The sequence below is a fragment of the Streptomyces sp. P6-2-1 genome, from assembly GCF_050613165.1.
In the GTDB taxonomy this organism is placed as follows: domain Bacteria; phylum Actinomycetota; class Actinomycetes; order Streptomycetales; family Streptomycetaceae; genus Streptomyces.
Genome location: NZ_CP192513.1, coordinates 4,475,001 through 4,489,577, shown reverse-complemented (window position 1 = coordinate 4,489,577; position 14,577 = coordinate 4,475,001). Strand labels below are relative to the sequence as shown.

At 71.4% G+C, this 14,577-nt stretch carries 11 protein-coding genes and 2 rRNA genes (1 of these 13 cut by a window edge); 3 read left to right on the top strand and 10 right to left on the bottom strand.

What is annotated here, in order from left to right:
- Positions 1 to 135: 135 nt before the first annotated feature.
- On the top strand, positions 136 to 720 hold the full coding sequence (locus ACQYWQ_RS19350) for a GNAT family N-acetyltransferase (protein WP_431036169.1): 585 nt from the start codon (positions 136 to 138) through the stop codon (positions 718 to 720).
- 24 nt (positions 721 to 744) lie between these two features.
- Here ACQYWQ_RS19350 and ACQYWQ_RS19345 read toward each other — a convergent pair whose 3' ends face one another.
- Positions 745 to 1,566 (bottom strand): helix-turn-helix domain-containing protein, encoded by an 822-nt coding sequence (locus ACQYWQ_RS19345; protein ID WP_431036168.1) that lies wholly within the window; start codon positions 1,564 to 1,566, stop codon positions 745 to 747.
- A gap of 167 nt (positions 1,567 to 1,733) precedes the next feature.
- Here ACQYWQ_RS19345 and ACQYWQ_RS19340 point away from each other — a divergent pair, with 167 nt between their 5' ends.
- Complete coding sequence (locus ACQYWQ_RS19340) at positions 1,734 to 2,135, top strand: DUF1330 domain-containing protein (protein ID WP_431036167.1); 402 nt, start codon at positions 1,734 to 1,736, stop codon at positions 2,133 to 2,135.
- Positions 2,136 to 2,185: 50 nt separating this feature from the next.
- Here the strand turns inward: ACQYWQ_RS19340 and ACQYWQ_RS19335 are convergent, their stop codons facing one another.
- From ACQYWQ_RS19335 to mtnA, 7 genes are all read right to left on the bottom strand, one after another.
- Complete coding sequence (locus tag ACQYWQ_RS19335; protein WP_431036166.1) at positions 2,186 to 2,584, bottom strand: VOC family protein; 399 nt, start codon at positions 2,582 to 2,584, stop codon at positions 2,186 to 2,188.
- Positions 2,585 to 2,670: 86 nt separating this feature from the next.
- The gene (locus ACQYWQ_RS19330; protein ID WP_431039254.1) at positions 2,671 to 3,948 is read right to left on the bottom strand and encodes an MFS transporter; all 1,278 of its coding nucleotides are present in this window, start codon (positions 3,946 to 3,948) and stop codon (positions 2,671 to 2,673) included.
- 29 nt (positions 3,949 to 3,977) lie between these two features.
- Complete coding sequence (locus ACQYWQ_RS19325; protein ID WP_431036164.1) at positions 3,978 to 4,517, bottom strand: ArsR/SmtB family transcription factor; 540 nt, start codon at positions 4,515 to 4,517, stop codon at positions 3,978 to 3,980.
- Positions 4,518 to 5,079: 562 nt separating this feature from the next.
- The gene (locus ACQYWQ_RS19320; protein WP_431039253.1) at positions 5,080 to 6,918 is read right to left on the bottom strand and encodes an LpqB family beta-propeller domain-containing protein; all 1,839 of its coding nucleotides are present in this window, start codon (positions 6,916 to 6,918) and stop codon (positions 5,080 to 5,082) included.
- A gap of 58 nt (positions 6,919 to 6,976) precedes the next feature.
- Positions 6,977 to 9,103, bottom strand: coding sequence for an MtrAB system histidine kinase MtrB (mtrB, locus tag ACQYWQ_RS19315; protein ID WP_431036163.1), 2,127 nt, complete (start codon positions 9,101 to 9,103; stop codon positions 6,977 to 6,979).
- A 17-nt stretch (positions 9,104 to 9,120) separates the two neighbouring features.
- A complete protein-coding gene (gene mtrA / locus ACQYWQ_RS19310) occupies positions 9,121 to 9,810 on the bottom strand; it encodes a two-component system response regulator MtrA (protein ID WP_007822956.1) in 690 nt (229 codons plus the stop codon).
- Between the two features lie 4 nt (positions 9,811 to 9,814).
- Positions 9,815 to 10,948, bottom strand: coding sequence for an S-methyl-5-thioribose-1-phosphate isomerase (gene mtnA / locus ACQYWQ_RS19305; RefSeq protein ID WP_431036161.1), 1,134 nt, complete (start codon positions 10,946 to 10,948; stop codon positions 9,815 to 9,817).
- A 156-nt stretch (positions 10,949 to 11,104) separates the two neighbouring features.
- On the opposite strand from mtnA, the gene ACQYWQ_RS19300 reads away from it, so the two are divergent.
- Positions 11,105 to 12,256 carry a glycerophosphoryl diester phosphodiesterase membrane domain-containing protein gene (locus tag ACQYWQ_RS19300; RefSeq protein WP_431036159.1) on the top strand — a complete coding sequence of 384 codons (1,152 nt, stop codon included), beginning with the start codon at positions 11,105 to 11,107 and terminating at the stop codon, positions 12,254 to 12,256.
- A gap of 141 nt (positions 12,257 to 12,397) precedes the next feature.
- Here ACQYWQ_RS19300 and rrf read toward each other — a convergent pair.
- Positions 12,398 to 12,514: ribosomal RNA gene (rrf, locus tag ACQYWQ_RS19295) — 5S ribosomal RNA — on the bottom strand.
- A gap of 91 nt (positions 12,515 to 12,605) precedes the next feature.
- Positions 12,606 to 14,577, bottom strand: a 23S ribosomal RNA gene (locus ACQYWQ_RS19290) (it continues 1,150 nt past the right edge of the window).

The window sequence follows — 14,577 nt, the reverse complement described above, 5'->3', positions numbered from 1 at the left end:
AGCCCGCACCCGTCCCCCGTCCCCCGTCCCCCGTCCCGAGACCTCCGGCGCCGGCAGCGGAAGCGGACCCCGTTCCGGCCGGTGCCGCACCCGCCCTGTCCCCCGCCACCCCGCCGTCCCGTCCCAAGGAGTCCCGTGCCCACGCCCGCTCCCCCGGCCATCCTCCGCCCGGCGACCCCCGCCGACAGCCCTTCCTGGCTTCGCTGCCGGGTCCTCTCCTTCCTCGACTCCGCCTACTTCGACGACGTCCTCCGCGCCAAGCCCGCCACCCCGCACCCGGGGCTCGACCTCGTCGCCGTCGACGCGGGCGGCGAGGTCGTGGGGATCATGGCCGCCTCGCTCGACGGGGGTCTCGCCACGATCGACACCGTCGCCGTGCACCCGGCGCACCGGCGCCGCGGGCTGGCCGCCGCTCTCCTCACCCGCGTACGTGCCGAGGCGCGGCGCCTCGGCGCGGAGACCCTCGACGCCTGGACCCGCGACGATCCCGGCACCCTCGCCTGGTACCGCGCCCAGGGCTTCACCGAGGGCGAGCACTACCTGCACGTCTACGCGGACCACTACCACGACGCGGCGGAGCCGGGCCGGGCCGTGCGCCCCGGCCGTGAGCGGCTCGCCCCCGTCAAAGTCTTCGCCCACGCTCCGCTCTCCGAAGAGGCGCGCCTGCGGGCGGAGTTCGGCCGCGTCCACGTCTGCCGCCGCTTCCGCACGAGTCCCTGACACCGCACGGCAGCGTTCTGCCCCCTACCGCCGGTGCAGCCACCGCCTGGTCGCCTCGTCGGCGGGCAGGAACGTCTCCAGGTGCAGCCCGGCCAGACCGGCGTCCGTCGCCGTCGTGAGGACCGCCGAGGTGCTGAAGAACCGGAGCGGCGTCCCGTCCACGTCGATGTCGAGACTCAGCACAGGCCCCGCGGGCGCGGCGCCCGGGTCCGCCGCGCCGCCCCGGTGGCCCGCCGCCTCCGCCGGGTACCCGGCCGCCGCCAGGTATCCGGCCGCCTCCGCCGCCAGCGCGTGGTGCCGCTCGTCGTGGGTGCGTTCGGCGCGGTGGTCGAGTTGCCGCAGCAGGTGGCCGCCCCACTCCGCCGGGTTCCCGATGCGCCCGGCGAGCCCGTCCGGGTGCAGGGAGACCCTGACGACGTTGACGGGCGGCTCCAGGAGCCGCGGCGCGCAACCGGCCAGCAGGTGGTCGACGGCCGCGTTGGCGTCCACGATGTCCCAGTACTCGTCCAGGAGCAGCGCGGGATACGGCAGATGGGCGTCGAGAAGGGCGCGCAGACCGTCCATGACGAGGGCGACCGACGCGTCGTCCGCGCGCCGGTCCTGGTAGCGCGGCGCGTAACCGCCCGCCAGCAACAGCCGGTTGCGCTCGCGCAGGGGCAGGTCGAGGTTCTCGCAGAGGTGGACGAGCATCTCCGGCGTCGGACGCGCCTTGCCCGTCTCCACACGGCTCAGGTGCCGCGTCGACACCCCCGAGCGGTTCGACAACTCCTGCTGGCTGTACCGGCGTCGCTCGCGCCACGTCCGCAACAGCACGCCCAGAGGCGCGACTTCGGTCTGGACGCTCATGCCCGCGAGTGTACGGACCCCACCCCGGCCCGTCTTGACCTGTGAGGTCATGGCCGCGGCGAACGGGCGCGTCCATGATCGGGGCATCGGCCCGCCGGGGCGGGGACCGAGGGCACCCGCCCACCCCACCTCAGGGCGAAGAAGCCCCGCACGCAAGGGAGAAGACGATGACGTACACCGCTCGCACGCCTCAGCGGGACCAGGACGGGAGCGCGCCGCGCGCGCTCATGATCGGGCTGCTGAGGAACGTCGAGACCTGCCCCGACATCGCCGACTACATGGAGCGGATCGACGCCACGATGGCGCCGTACGGCGGCCGCTTCCTCGTGCACGGCGGTCCCCCCACCCTGTACGAGGGCACGGCGCGGGGCGACCTCGTGATCCTGGAGTTCCCCGACCTCGCGAGGGCGCACGAGTGGTACGAGTCGCCGGGATACCAGGCGATCCTGCCGCTGCGCACCGCGCACGCGGACTCGACGGTCCTCGCTGTCGAGTGCGTACGCGAGGGCTACCGGGCGGCCGAGAAGGCGGCGCGCCTGTTCCCCGGGCGGACCCCCCGCCCGGCCTGAGCCGCCGGACGGCCCGCCCGGCGCCCGCGGGACCCGGCACGCGGGACCCCCTACCCCCGCCCCTCCTTCACCAGCGCCTCCACGTTGTTCCCCACCGCGTCACTCACGAAGGCGCAGTACGCCCGGTACTCGTCCCAGTGCCGCGGCGCGTACCGTTCCGTGCCGCCGTGGGCGAGGGCCGCGCGGTGGAAGGCGTCGACCTCGGCGTGGTTCCGCGCGGCGAAGGCGAGGTGGAGGCCGCGGGTCTCCGCCGCCGGGTCGGTGACGCGTTGCAGCGCCAGCGAGGGGGTGTCGTGGCCCTCGTGCCAGTACTCGGCCAGGCCCTCGGCGCGGTAGCCGGGGACGATGCCGAGCGGGGCGAGGGCCGCCGTCCAGAAGCGTTCGGCTGTGGCGAAATCGGTCACGAAGAGGCCGAGATGGTGGACGAGCAGGGGGCCGTGAGCACTCATGCGGGGAGCCTACGGGCGGGGCGGCCGCCCGCCCGGGAGGCGCGGCAGCCGCACCCCGGCCCGGCCCGAACGCGGCCCCGCACCCCTCACGGCATCTCCCCCGCCGCCTCCGCCGCCACCGGCTCGCCCTGGTCGCCGCCCTCCGTCGTCGTCGACGCCGCCGCGGCCCGCCGCGCCGCGTCGACCCTGCGGTTGCTCGTCATGGTCGCCGTGACCGCCGTGGTCACCAGCAGGAGGCCACCGGCGGCGTAGACCGGGGTGCGGACGTCGTAGGCGGTGGCCAGCCAGCCGCCGAGAAAGGCCCCGAGCGGCGCCGCGCACATGGCCAGCATCCGCGAGGTCGAGGTGACCCGGCCCATGAGGTGGGCGGGAACGATCGCCTGTCTGAGCGAGGGCCCCAGCACCATCGTGGCGCCCATCGCCGCCCCGCAGACGGCGAGTGCCGGCCCTGCCGCGTACGGGTTCGGGGCGGCGGCCAGGCCGAGGATGGCGAGCGCTTCGACGGCGGCCGTGCAGGCCAGCGCGGTGCCGGTGCCGAGTCGTCGGCCGAGCACGGAGGCGAGGGCGGCGCCCAGCAGGCCGCCGGTGGCCTCCGCCGTGAGGAGCAGCCCGAAGCCGTACGTGTCGATGCCGAGGCGGTCGTGCGCGAAGAGGGCCAGGACGGTGTCCACGGCGAGGAAGGCGATGTTGCCGACCGCGGGGCGCAGCGCGAGCCCGAGCAGCAGCCGGTCGCGGAAGACGTACGAGGCCCCGGCCCGCGCCTGGCGCAGCAGCGACTCGTGGGCCTCGGGGGCGGGCCTCGGACCGGCGGGCAGCGTCCGTACGAGCAGGGCGGAGCACAGGAACGAGACCGCGTCGGCGAGCAGTGGCACCGCCCGCCCGAACGCGAGCAGCGCGCTTCCGGCGGGCGGCCCCGCGAAGCCGGACATGACGGTCTGAGCCCCGCGCAAGCGGGAGTTGGCACGTTCCAGGAGTGCGGGATCACGCTCCAGCAGCTCGGGCAGATAGGCCGTGGCTGCGGTGTCGAAGAAGAGTCCGCCGAGCCCGAGCAGGAAGGCGACGGCCGCGAGCAGCGGAATGCTGAGCGCGTCGAGTACGGCAGCGGCCGCGGGTATCGCGAGCAGCACGGCACGTCCCGCGTCCGCGAGCCACATGGTCCGCCGCCTGTCCCAGCGGTCCACGAGCGCGCCGCCGAGCACCCCGAGGAGCAGCCACGGCAGCGTCCCGGCCGCGGTGACGACGGCGAGCGCCATCGGGTCCCGCGTCAGGGTGAGCGCGATCAGGGGCAGCGCGGCGTGCGTCACCCCGTCGCCGAGCGAGGAGACCGTCTGCGCGCTCCACAGCCGCCCGAACCCGCCCGGCAGCTTCCCTGTCCCCTGCCGCGCCTCGGGCGTCACTCGGACTCCCCCCGCGCCTGCGCGCGTGCCGCGGGCCGGAACAGCGCGAAGGCGAGCGACACGTCGGGGAGCGAGGGATCGGACAGTTCCCCGTACTCGTCCGCCAGCGCCTCAAGCCGCGCCCCCAGCTCGGCGAACTGCTCGTCCGTGAGCCGGAGATGGCTGAGCCTCACGTATCGCTCGTCATCGGCCGGCGCCGCCTCCAGGTCCGCCACCACGTTCCGCATCAACGTGTCCGGCTGCCCCTCCCCCGGCGTCGGCAGTACGAGGGACCGTGCGGCCATCGCGTAGTACCGCTCGGTGACCCCGCGCACCTTCCGCGTCCGCACCACCTTCACGAGACCGGCCCGCTCCAGGAGCCGCACGTGGTAGCTCGAACTTCCCTTCGCGAGGCCGACCCGCTCGGCGATCTGCGTAATCGTCGCCGGTGCGAAGCGGAGCTGGGCCATGATCCGGTGACGCGTGAGGTTGGAGACGGCACGCAACTGCTCGTCCGTGGTGACGTGGAAGGCCTCGGAGGGCTCGTCTGTGGGCATGCGAGCAATGGTCAACGACTCTTGACCATTGGGCAAGGGGATATCCCGCACCACCCGTCGTCACGCCACTTGCCTTGACACGCAGGCGACTTCGGCCGACGCGCCGCACGGCACCGCACGAACACCGGGCTTCGGTCGGGCAGTCAGCTGTCAGCCACGCGGCAGGTGGCAGCCACGTGGCAGGTGGCAGGTGGCAGGTGGCAGACAGCCGCCAGCACATGGCAGACGACAGGTGGCAGGTGGCAGGTGGCAGGTGGCAGCCAGCACATGGCAGACGACAGGAAACGGTCAGCGGGAGACAGGCAGGAAGTGCAGACGAGGTACGAATACGGACCGGACCCGCCGGGGCTAACGGACGGGCCGGACCCGCCGGGGCTACCGGACCCGCCGGACCCGCCGGGGCTACCGGGGCTACCGGGGCTACCGGGGCTACCGGGGCTACCGGGAAGCCGAGCCGGGACCGGCCCGGCCCCCGCCGTCCCGCACCCGCACCCGCACCCTCCGCCCCACCGCTCCCCTCACCCCGCCCCACCGCTCACCTCACCCCGCTCGGCCGCTCGCCTCACCCCGGGTAGAACGGCCCCGTCCCCTGCTTCGACACCGTCTCCCAGTTCATCCCCGCGGGCAGCCGCACGATGCCGTCCGACGAGTGGGCGATGAGGGGCAGCCCCGGGTCGTCGGACGCGGCGATGTCGGTGACGCCGTTGAGACCGGGGAGGGTCGACTTCGGCGGCGTGGAGCCGTCGCTCAGCACGTACTGGAGCTGGCGCACGCCGCCCTCTTCGCGGCCCGCGACGACGAGGCGGCTGCCACCCGCCCAGGACATCGCGGTGACCTCCTCCAACTGCGGTGCGGCGGCCCGCAGTCCGGCGACCGCGATCTTCGTCGCGTCGCCCTCGCCGGTGCGCTCCACGCGCCCTATCCGCAAGGTCGTCTGCTTGTCCTCGCGGACGAGGAGCGCGATCCGCACCCCGTCCGACGAGGCGCGTACCGCCTCGATCGCCGCGCCGTCGCCGAGCCCGGCGATCTTGACCTCGACCGGATCGGCCGAGCCCTTCCGTACCCACATCAGGCGCGAGTTCTTCGGGTCCGTGTCCGCCACCCACAGGTCGCCGAAACCGTCCCAGCTCGGCGTCGAGAGACGGTTCTTCTCGTCGGCCGCCTTGCTCCGCACGCCCGTGAACCGCAGTTCGCCCGTCCCCGCGAGCGCCGAGACGAAGAGCCTGTCACCGTTGAGCGAGACCCCGGCCCCGTACTTCTCGTCGCGCGAGACCGCGGCCGAGCGCAGGGTCTGGTCGCCCGTGCCGAGCGGTCCGGGCACCCCGCCGGGCAACTCGTCGCCGCGAGCTGCCGAGTTGAGGTTCACGAGCCGGTGGTTCTTGTCCAGGTAGTACTGGTCGGGGCCGTCCGACTTCCCCGCGCCGCGCCGTACGACCGCGTCCGCCTCGTCCTCGTCGAGTGTGCACAAGGAGCCCTTGCGTGCCCGCAGTTCGACCATGCTGACGCTCGTCGATGCCAAGTCGCGGAGCGAGTAGAGCAGTTGGGTCGCCATCTGCCGGCACTCGGCGGCGCTCACATCGCCCCGGTTCACGTCGAGCGGCACGGTGAGCCTGTTGTCGTCGTCGGGAGCGAGCGCGGTCGTGCCGCGGCGCAGCGCGACCCCGTCCGGGAAACTGCTCCTCGCGACGCCGCCGAGCCACGCCGACGGGCCGTCGAGCACCGCCTTGACCGTCTGCGTGACGGAGTCCTCCCACGAGCGGATGTACACGGGGTCGGCGACGAGCGGCTGCCGCCCCTCCTCGGTGCGCGCGGCGAAGTAGTACTTGTTGACGGGCCAGTACAGTCGCTGGAAGTCGTTCTTGCCGAGCACGACTCCGGTCGGCGGCCGGTCGATCCGCCATTCCTTCTTGTCCTTGCCCGTCCGTACGAGCCGCACGGTCTCCTGGTACGTGGCGTCGCTCGGGTGGTACGAGAGCCGGTCGTCAACCATCGCGACCTTCTTGCCGGTCAGCTCGTACGTGTAGCTCGTCGCCTGGTCCGCGTCGCCGGCCTCGTTCGGTGGCGTCCCGCGCGCCGGGGAGGGGCGGGCGCTGTCGGTGAGGACGGTCGTCCTGCTGCCGGGCCGCCAGTCGCGGGACGCCTTCTCGGTGAGGTACTTGCGCGCGACGGCGTAGTCCCTGTCCTCGCTCGTGAGCGCTTCGAGGAAGCCCTCGACGACTTCGAGCGGCCGCGCGCCGTCGCGCGGCGCGACCCCGAAGACCCGCACGCGCGGGTCGTTGCGCGTCGAGGAGTCGACGGGCTGCACGTCGCCGTGGTCCGGCATCGACGCACACCCGGCCACGAGCGCCCCGACGGCGGCGAGCACGACGCCGCCGCTCCAGCGACGCCGCTGGCCGGGGATGGCAGGCGTGGCAGGCGTGGCAGGCGTGGCAGACACGGCAGCCGTCCGACGATCTCGTTCACCGCGCATGGCGCACCCCTGCCTCCGTCTCGCTCCGGCCCGTCGCCGGCTCTTCGGTCTCTCCCCCGGCCCCCGTCTCCCCTACGGGCTCGTCGCCCCGCTCCCGTACGGACCCACCGGCCCGCTCCGCCACGGCCCCGTCGCCCCGCTCCCGTACAGGGCCGGCCGCCCGCTCCGGTGCGGCGTCGCCGCCGCGCCGTGACCGCGTCACCACGCGCGCCCCGCTCCCCGGCAGCGCCGTCGGGTCGGCGGCGACAGGCCCGCGCGGCGCGGCGGGGGCCCGTACCGCCGCGGGCAGCGCGGGCGGCCCCGCCACCGCGGCCGTACGCCGCCCCGGCTCCGTGGCGGAAGAGCCGTCCGCGGCCTTGCGCGCGGCCGCCGCACGCGAGTCCTCGGGCTCCAGCGGTATCGGCGAGCCCCGCAGCGGCTCGTCCGCCGTGCGCGGCAGCGTCAGACGGAACTGCGAGCCGCCGCCCGGCTCGCCCCACGCCTGGAGCCAGCCGCCGTGCAGGCGCGCGTCCTCCAGGGCGATCGACAGGCCGAGGCCCGTACCGCCCGTGGTCCGGGCCCGCGCGGGGTCGGCGCGCCAGAAACGGCTGAAGACCCGCGTGGCCTCGCCCGGCTTCAGGCCGACGCCGTAGTCCCGTACCGCGACGGCGACCGCGCCGCCCGCCGCGCCGAGCCGCACGACGACGTCGCGGCCCTCGCCGTGCTCGACGGCGTTGACGACCAGGTTGCGCAGGACGCGTTCCACGCGGCGGACGTCGGCCTCGGCCACGACGGGCTGCTCGTCGCCCACGACGAGGACCCTGCTCCCCTTGCGCTCGGCGAGCGGCAGCGCGCCCTCCACGACCCGCCGCACCACGAGCCGCAGGTCCACGGCGTCCGCGTCGAGCGCGGCGGCGCCCGCGTCGAAGCGGCTGATCTCCAGGAGGTCGGCGAGGAGCGACTCGAAGCGGTCGAGCTGATCGGCGAGGAGTTCCGCGGAACGCGCGGTGACCGGGTCGAAGTCGGCGCGCGCCTCGTGGATCACGTCAGCGGCCATCCGCACCGTGGTCAGCGGCGTCCGCAGCTCGTGCGAGACGTCACTCACGAAGCGCCGCTGCATGCGCGACAGCTCCTCCAGCTGCCTGATCTTGAGCTGGAGGTTCTGCGCCATCTTGTTGAAGGCCTCGCCGAGGCGCGCGATGTCGTCCTCGCCGGTGACCTTCATCCGCTCCTGGAGCTTGCCCGCCGAGAGCCGCTCCGCGACCGAAGCGGCCATCCGCACGGGCGTGACGACCTGCCGCACGACGAGCCACGCGATGGCCCCGAGCAGCACCACGACGAACATCCCGGCGGTGGCGAGGGTCGTCTTGACCAGGCTGAGGGTCTTCGCCTCCTGGTCGAGCGAGAAGAGGTAGTAGAGCTGGTACGGCTGCCCGTAGAGGTCGTTGACCTGGCGGCCGATGATGAGCGCGGCGCGGGGCGCGCCCGCCTCGTACACGATGCGGGTGTACGAGCGGTACGCGCCCGTACCGTGCGCGACCTCCTGGCGCAGCGCCGCCGGGACGCTCTCCAGGGGCAGGACCTGGCCCGAGGAGCGCGGGCTGCGCGCGGTCGTACCGCTGTCGGAGCCCGCGCCGAGCGCGACGACGTCGAAGGACCCCTGGCCGCCACTGGCCAGCTGCGTGACGAGTTCGGACATCCAGCTGCTGGCGTTCTGCCGGCCGTCGGCCCCCGATTCCTGGGCGTCGCCCTGCGAGGTGCCGTCGGCGGCCGCGCCCGTGGCGGGGCCCTCCGCGTTCGCCTTCTGCTGCGCGGCGATGAAGCCGCCGCTCGCCTGGCTCTGCGCCGCCTTCTCCTTCGCGTCGAGCAGCCCGTTGCGGACCTGCCCGACGACGACGAAACCGAGCAGCAGCACGACGCCCATCGACATGAGCAGCGTCGTCGCGACGATCTTCAGCTGGAGATTGCGGCGCCACAGACGGGCGACGGGCAGCAACGGCCGCCGCACCCACCGTGAGAAGAGCCGCAGGAACGGGCTGCCGTTGGCACCCACGCCCCCGCCGAGGGCCCGGCCCTGGGCGACGATCCGGCCGAACCTGCCAGGCCCGCCGGAGCGTGCGGCACTTCCCCTGGTCATGTCAGTCCCCGGCCATGTCAGTTCGGTCCGGCCTTGTAGCCGACACCGCGCACCGTCACGACGATCTCGGGACGCTCGGGGTCGCGCTCGACCTTGGAGCGCAGCCGCTGGACGTGCACGTTGACCAGGCGCGTATCGGCGGCGTGCCGGTACCCCCACACCTGTTCGAGGAGCACCTCGCGGGTGAAGACCTGCCACGGCTTGCGCGCGAGCGCGACGAGCAGGTCGAACTCCAGCGGGGTCAGCGCGATCGACTGGCCCTCGCGCTTGACCGAGTGCCCGGCGACGTCGATGACCAGGTCACCGATGGTGAGCTGCTCGGGCGCCGGCTCCTCCGACCTGCGCAGCCTGGCCCGGATACGGGCCACCAGCTCCTTGGGCTTGAACGGCTTGACGATGTAGTCGTCGGCGCCCGACTCCAGGCCGACCACGACGTCCACGGTGTCGCTCTTGGCCGTGAGCATGACGACCGGGACACCGGACTCGGCGCGGATCAGGCGGCAGACCTCGATACCGTCCCTGCCGGGCAGCATCAGGTCGAGCAGCACCAGGTCGGGCTTGGTGTCGCGGAAGGCGGCCAGCGCCTTGTCGCCGTCCGCGACGAACGACGGCTCGAAACCTTCACCACGCAGCACGATGCCGAGCATCTCGGCCAGTGCGGTGTCGTCGTCGACGACAAGGACTCGTCCCTTCATGACTGACATCATCCCATTAGCTCATCGTTGCCTGACGTGAACTGGCACACAGAGCCGCCAGTCCCTCCGCCGTCACCGGGGTCACCACCCCGGCCTCCGTGACAATCGCGCTGATCAGTTCGGGCGGTGTGACATCGAAAGCGGGGTTGTACGCCCGCGTCCCGAGCGGTGCCAGCGGCACCGTGAGACCCCCGCGCCCCCGCACCTCGGTCACCTCGTGCCCGGCCCGCTGCTCCACCTCGATCGCCGCCCCTGTCTCCGTGGCGAGATCCACCGTGGACAGCGGAGCGACGACGACGAACGGCACCCGGTGGTGGTGCGCGAGCACCGCGAGCGGATAACTGCCCACCTTGTTCGCCACCGCCCCGTCCGCCGCGATCCGGTCCGCCCCGATCAGCACGGCATCCACCTCACCGGCCGCGAAGAGCGAACCGGCTGCGTTGTCCGCGAGCAAGGTATACGCCATTTGGCGCCGCGCCGCCTCCCACGCGGTCAGCCTGGCGCCCTGCCACAGCGGCCGCGTCTCGTCCACCCACAGCCTGCGCAGCCGCCCCGCGCGGTGCGCGGCGAGCGCCACGGCGAAGGCGGTGCCCTCGCCCCCGGAGACGAGTGCCCCGGTGTTGCAGTGCGTGAGCAGCCGGTACCCGCCGCCCGGCAGCAGCCCTTCGAGCAGCGTCGCGCCGTGCGCGGCCATCGCCGCGGAGGCCGCCGCGTCCTCGGCGTGCAGCGCCCGCGCCTCGGCGAGCGTCGCTGCGGCGGCGGCCGCCCGGTCCGCCCCGGCCGCGCGTGCGGCTCGGAAGGCGCGCTGCGCCCGCCGGGCACCCCGCGCGAGGTTCACGGCCGTGGGCCGAGCCGAGGCGAGCGCGTCGGCCGCCTCGTCCACGTCGAATCCGCGCACGGCCGCGAGCGCGACCCCGTACGCCCCCGCGATCCCGAGCAGCGGCGCCCCGCGCACGGCGAGCGAGCGAACGGCCTCGACGAGCGCGGGCGCGTCCGTGCACACCAGCTCTGCCTCCTCATCCGGCAGCCGCCGCTGATCGAGGAGCACCACCACCGGCCCCTCCGGCGGCTCGGCCCAGCGCAGCACGGAGAGTGACTGCTCCGGGAGCGGGGACAGGGGTGCCTGCGGTACGGGGGACTCTTGGGCCATTCCCCCAGTCTGCCCTCATCCGGGGGCCCGGCAGAAGCCGCGGGAGACCCCCGTTCCCGCCGCTCGGCGGCCCCGCCGACTCACCTGTTCGCGTGACACGATGAGCCCACGCCACCGTCCCTGAGCGGACCCGGCACCACCCACGAAGGAGCGTCGATGACGGACACCCCCGGTCCCGCCGTGCCCGAAAACCCCTCGCAGGGCTCCCCCGAGCCCGCCCCACCCCCGCACGACCGCTCCGCGCCCCCGCCGGGCGGTACGGGCCGGGGGCAGCCCGAAGCGATACCGGGGCAGCGGGGCGAGGGGCAGGCTCCCGGGCCCAGCGGGTGGCGCCACGGCGGTACGGGCCCGGGTGGGCCGCCTCCCGGTGGCCCGGGCACGGGCTGGGGCGGGCCGGGGGGTGGCTGGGGCGCTCCCGGAGGCGGCTGGGGCGGTCCGCCGCTCGCGCCGCAGCCGGGCGTCATCCCGTTGCGCCCGCTGGAACTCGGGGACATCCTCGGTGGCGCCTTCCGCATGATGCGCACGTACTGGCGGGCGGTCCTGGGCATCTCGCTCGGGCTCGCGGTCCTCGTCGTGGGCATCACGCTCGCGGTGCGGGGCACGATGTCCGGCGACACGAACCTCTACAGCCTCGGTTCGCTGCCCGCCGAGTTCGTCGCGCTGCTCGGCTCGACGCTCGCGGTGGGGATGCTGACCTCCGTGGCGAGCCACGCGGTACTCGGCCGCCCGCTGAGCCTGAAGGCCGCCTGGCGCGAGGCGCGCCCGCGCTTGTGGAAGCTGCTCGGGCTGACCGTCCTGCTGTCCCTCGTCACGGCGGCGGCGGTCCTCGTGTGCCTCGTCCCCGGTCTCGTGGTGAACGCGGCGGGCGGCGGCGACGGGCTCACGCTCCTCGGCGCCCTCGCCGGGGTGGTCCTCGCCGTGTGGCTGTACATCCGTCTGTCGTTCAGTACGGCCGCGCTCGTGCTGGAGCGGCAGGGCGTCGTGGACGCGATGCGCCGTTCCGCGAAGCTGGTCGACGGCGCCTGGTGGCGCACTTTCGGCATCCTGCTGCTGACCGGACTCATCGCGTCGGTGGCTCAGTTCGTCATCATGCTCCCCTTCGATGCGCTCGGCCTCCTGGCAGGCTTCGCGGGCTCGGGAGAGACCACCACGGGCGGCTTCGCCTTCTGGCTCTTCTCGGGCCTCGGCATGATCGCCTCCACGATGTTCGTCTTTCCCCTGACCGCCGGCGTCACGGTGCTCCTCTACGTGGACCGGCGCATCCGCCGCGAATCCCTCGACATCGAGCTGGCGGCAGCAGCCGCCTGACAACCGCGCAACAGGCCCCGGGGCGGTATACGCCCCGGGGCCCACGCATTCAACCGGTTGCCATTCCACCGGCCCCCATTCCACGGGAACGCAGAAAAGCCCCGCACCAAATGAATGGTGCGGGGCAATCCCACAATAATTGTTCGGCGGCGTCCTACTCTCCCACAAGGTCCCCCTTGCAGTACCATCGGCGCTACGCAGCTTAGCTTCCGGGTTCGGAATGTAACCGGGCGTTTCCCACGCGCTATGACCACCGAAACACTATAAAACCCACAACCACCCCGCCCCTCAAAAGGACGTGGTCCGGTTGTTCGTGGTTTCAGAACCAACACAGTGGACGCGAGCAACTGAGGACAAGCCCTCGGCCTATTAGTACCGGTCAACTCCACCCCTCACAGGGCTTCCATATCCGGCCTATCAACCCAGTCGTCTACTGGGAGCCTTACCCTCTCAAAGGAGGTGGGAACACTCATCTCGAAGCAGGCTTCCCGCTTAGATGCTTTCAGCGGTTATCCCTCCCGAACGTAGCCAACCAGCCATGCCCTTGGCAGAACAACTGGCACACCAGAGGTTCGTCCGTCCCGGTCCTCTCGTACTAGGGACAGCCCTTCTCAATATTCCTACGCGCACAGCGGATAGGGACCGAACTGTCTCACGACGTTCTAAACCCAGCTCGCGTACCGCTTTAATGGGCGAACAGCCCAACCCTTGGGACCGACTCCAGCCCCAGGATGCGACGAGCCGACATCGAGGTGCCAAACCATCCCGTCGATATGGACTCTTGGGGAAGATCAGCCTGTTATCCCCGGGGTACCTTTTATCCGTTGAGCGACGGCGCTTCCACAAGCCACCGCCGGATCACTAGTCCCGACTTTCGTCCCTGCTCGACCCGTCGGTCTCACAGTCAAGCTCCCTTGTGCACTTACACTCACCACCTGATTACCAACCAGGCTGAGGGAACCTTTGGGCGCCTCCGTTACTCTTTAGGAGGCAACCGCCCCAGTTAAACTACCCATCAGACACTGTCCCCGATCCGGATCACGGACCCGGGTTAGACATCCAGCACGACCAGAGTGGTATTTCAACAACGACTCCACAACCACTGGCGTGGCCGCTTCAAAGTCTCCCACCTATCCTACACAAGCCGAACCGAACACCAATATCAAACTGTAGTAAAGGTCCCGGGGTCTTTCCGTCCTGCTGCGCGAAACGAGCATCTTTACTCGTAATGCAATTTCACCGGGCCTATGGTTGAGACAGTCGAGAAGTCGTTACGCCATTCGTGCAGGTCGGAACTTACCCGACAAGGAATTTCGCTACCTTAGGATGGTTATAGTTACCACCGCCGTTTACTGGCGCTTAAGTTCTCAGCTTCGCCAACCCGAAAGTCAGCTAACCGGTCCCCTTAACGTTCCAGCACCGGGCAGGCGTCAGTCCGTATACATCGCCTTACGGCTTCGCACGGACCTGTGTTTTTAGTAAACAGTCGCTTCTCGCTGGTCTCTGCGGCCACCCCCAGCTCACACTGCAAGAGTGATCACCAGGTGTGGCCCCCCTTCTCCCGAAGTTACGGGGGCATTTTGCCGAGTTCCTTAACCATAGTTCACCCGAACGCCTCGGTATTCTCTACCAGACCACCTGAGTCGGTTTAGGGTACGGGCCGCCATGAAACTCGCTAGAGGCTTTTCTCGACAGCATAGGATCATCCACTTCACCACAATCGGCTCGGCATCAGGTCTCAGGCACAAGCTACGCGGATTTACCTACGCAACGCCCTACACCCTTACCCCGGGACAACCACCGCCCGGGATGGACTACCTTCCTGCGTCACCCCATCACTCACCTACTACCAGCCTGGGTCACCGGCTCCACCACTCCCCTCAACTCCGAAGAGATCAGGGCGGCTTCACGGGCTTAGCATCACTGGATTCAATGTTTGACGCTTCACAGCGGGTACCGGAATATCAACCGGTTATCCATCGACTACGCCTGTCGGCCTCGCCTTAGGTCCCGACTTACCCTGGGCAGATCAGCTTGACCCAGGAACCCTTAGTCAATCGGCGCACACGTTTCTCACGTGTGAATCGCTACTCATGCCTGCATTCTCACTCGTGAACCGTCCACCACTCGCTTACACGGCAGCTTCACCCGGCACACGACGCTCCCCTACCCATCACAGCCTCCGTTGGGAGTATTGCTGCAATGACACGACTTCGGCGGTACGCTTGAGCCCCGCTACATTGTCGGCGCGGAATCACTAGACCAGTGAGCTATTACGCACTCTTTCAAGGGTGGCTGCTTCTAAGCCAACCTCCTGGTTG

Coding starts and splice junctions, on each gene's coding strand:
- ACQYWQ_RS19345 (WP_431036168.1), bottom strand. CDS start 1,566: ATGAGCGTCCAGACCGAAGTCGCGCCTCTGGGCGTGCTGTTGCGGACG.
- ACQYWQ_RS19340 (WP_431036167.1), top strand. CDS start 1,734: ATGACGTACACCGCTCGCACGCCTCAGCGGGACCAGGACGGGAGCGCG.
- ACQYWQ_RS19335 (WP_431036166.1), bottom strand. CDS start 2,584: ATGAGTGCTCACGGCCCCCTGCTCGTCCACCATCTCGGCCTCTTCGTG.
- ACQYWQ_RS19325 (WP_431036164.1), bottom strand. CDS start 4,517: ATGCCCACAGACGAGCCCTCCGAGGCCTTCCACGTCACCACGGACGAG.
- mtrB (WP_431036163.1), bottom strand. CDS start 9,103: ATGACCAGGGGAAGTGCCGCACGCTCCGGCGGGCCTGGCAGGTTCGGC.
- mtrA (WP_007822956.1), bottom strand. CDS start 9,810: ATGATGTCAGTCATGAAGGGACGAGTCCTTGTCGTCGACGACGACACC.
- mtnA (WP_431036161.1), bottom strand. CDS start 10,948: ATGGCCCAAGAGTCCCCCGTACCGCAGGCACCCCTGTCCCCGCTCCCG.
- ACQYWQ_RS19300 (WP_431036159.1), top strand. CDS start 11,105: ATGACGGACACCCCCGGTCCCGCCGTGCCCGAAAACCCCTCGCAGGGC.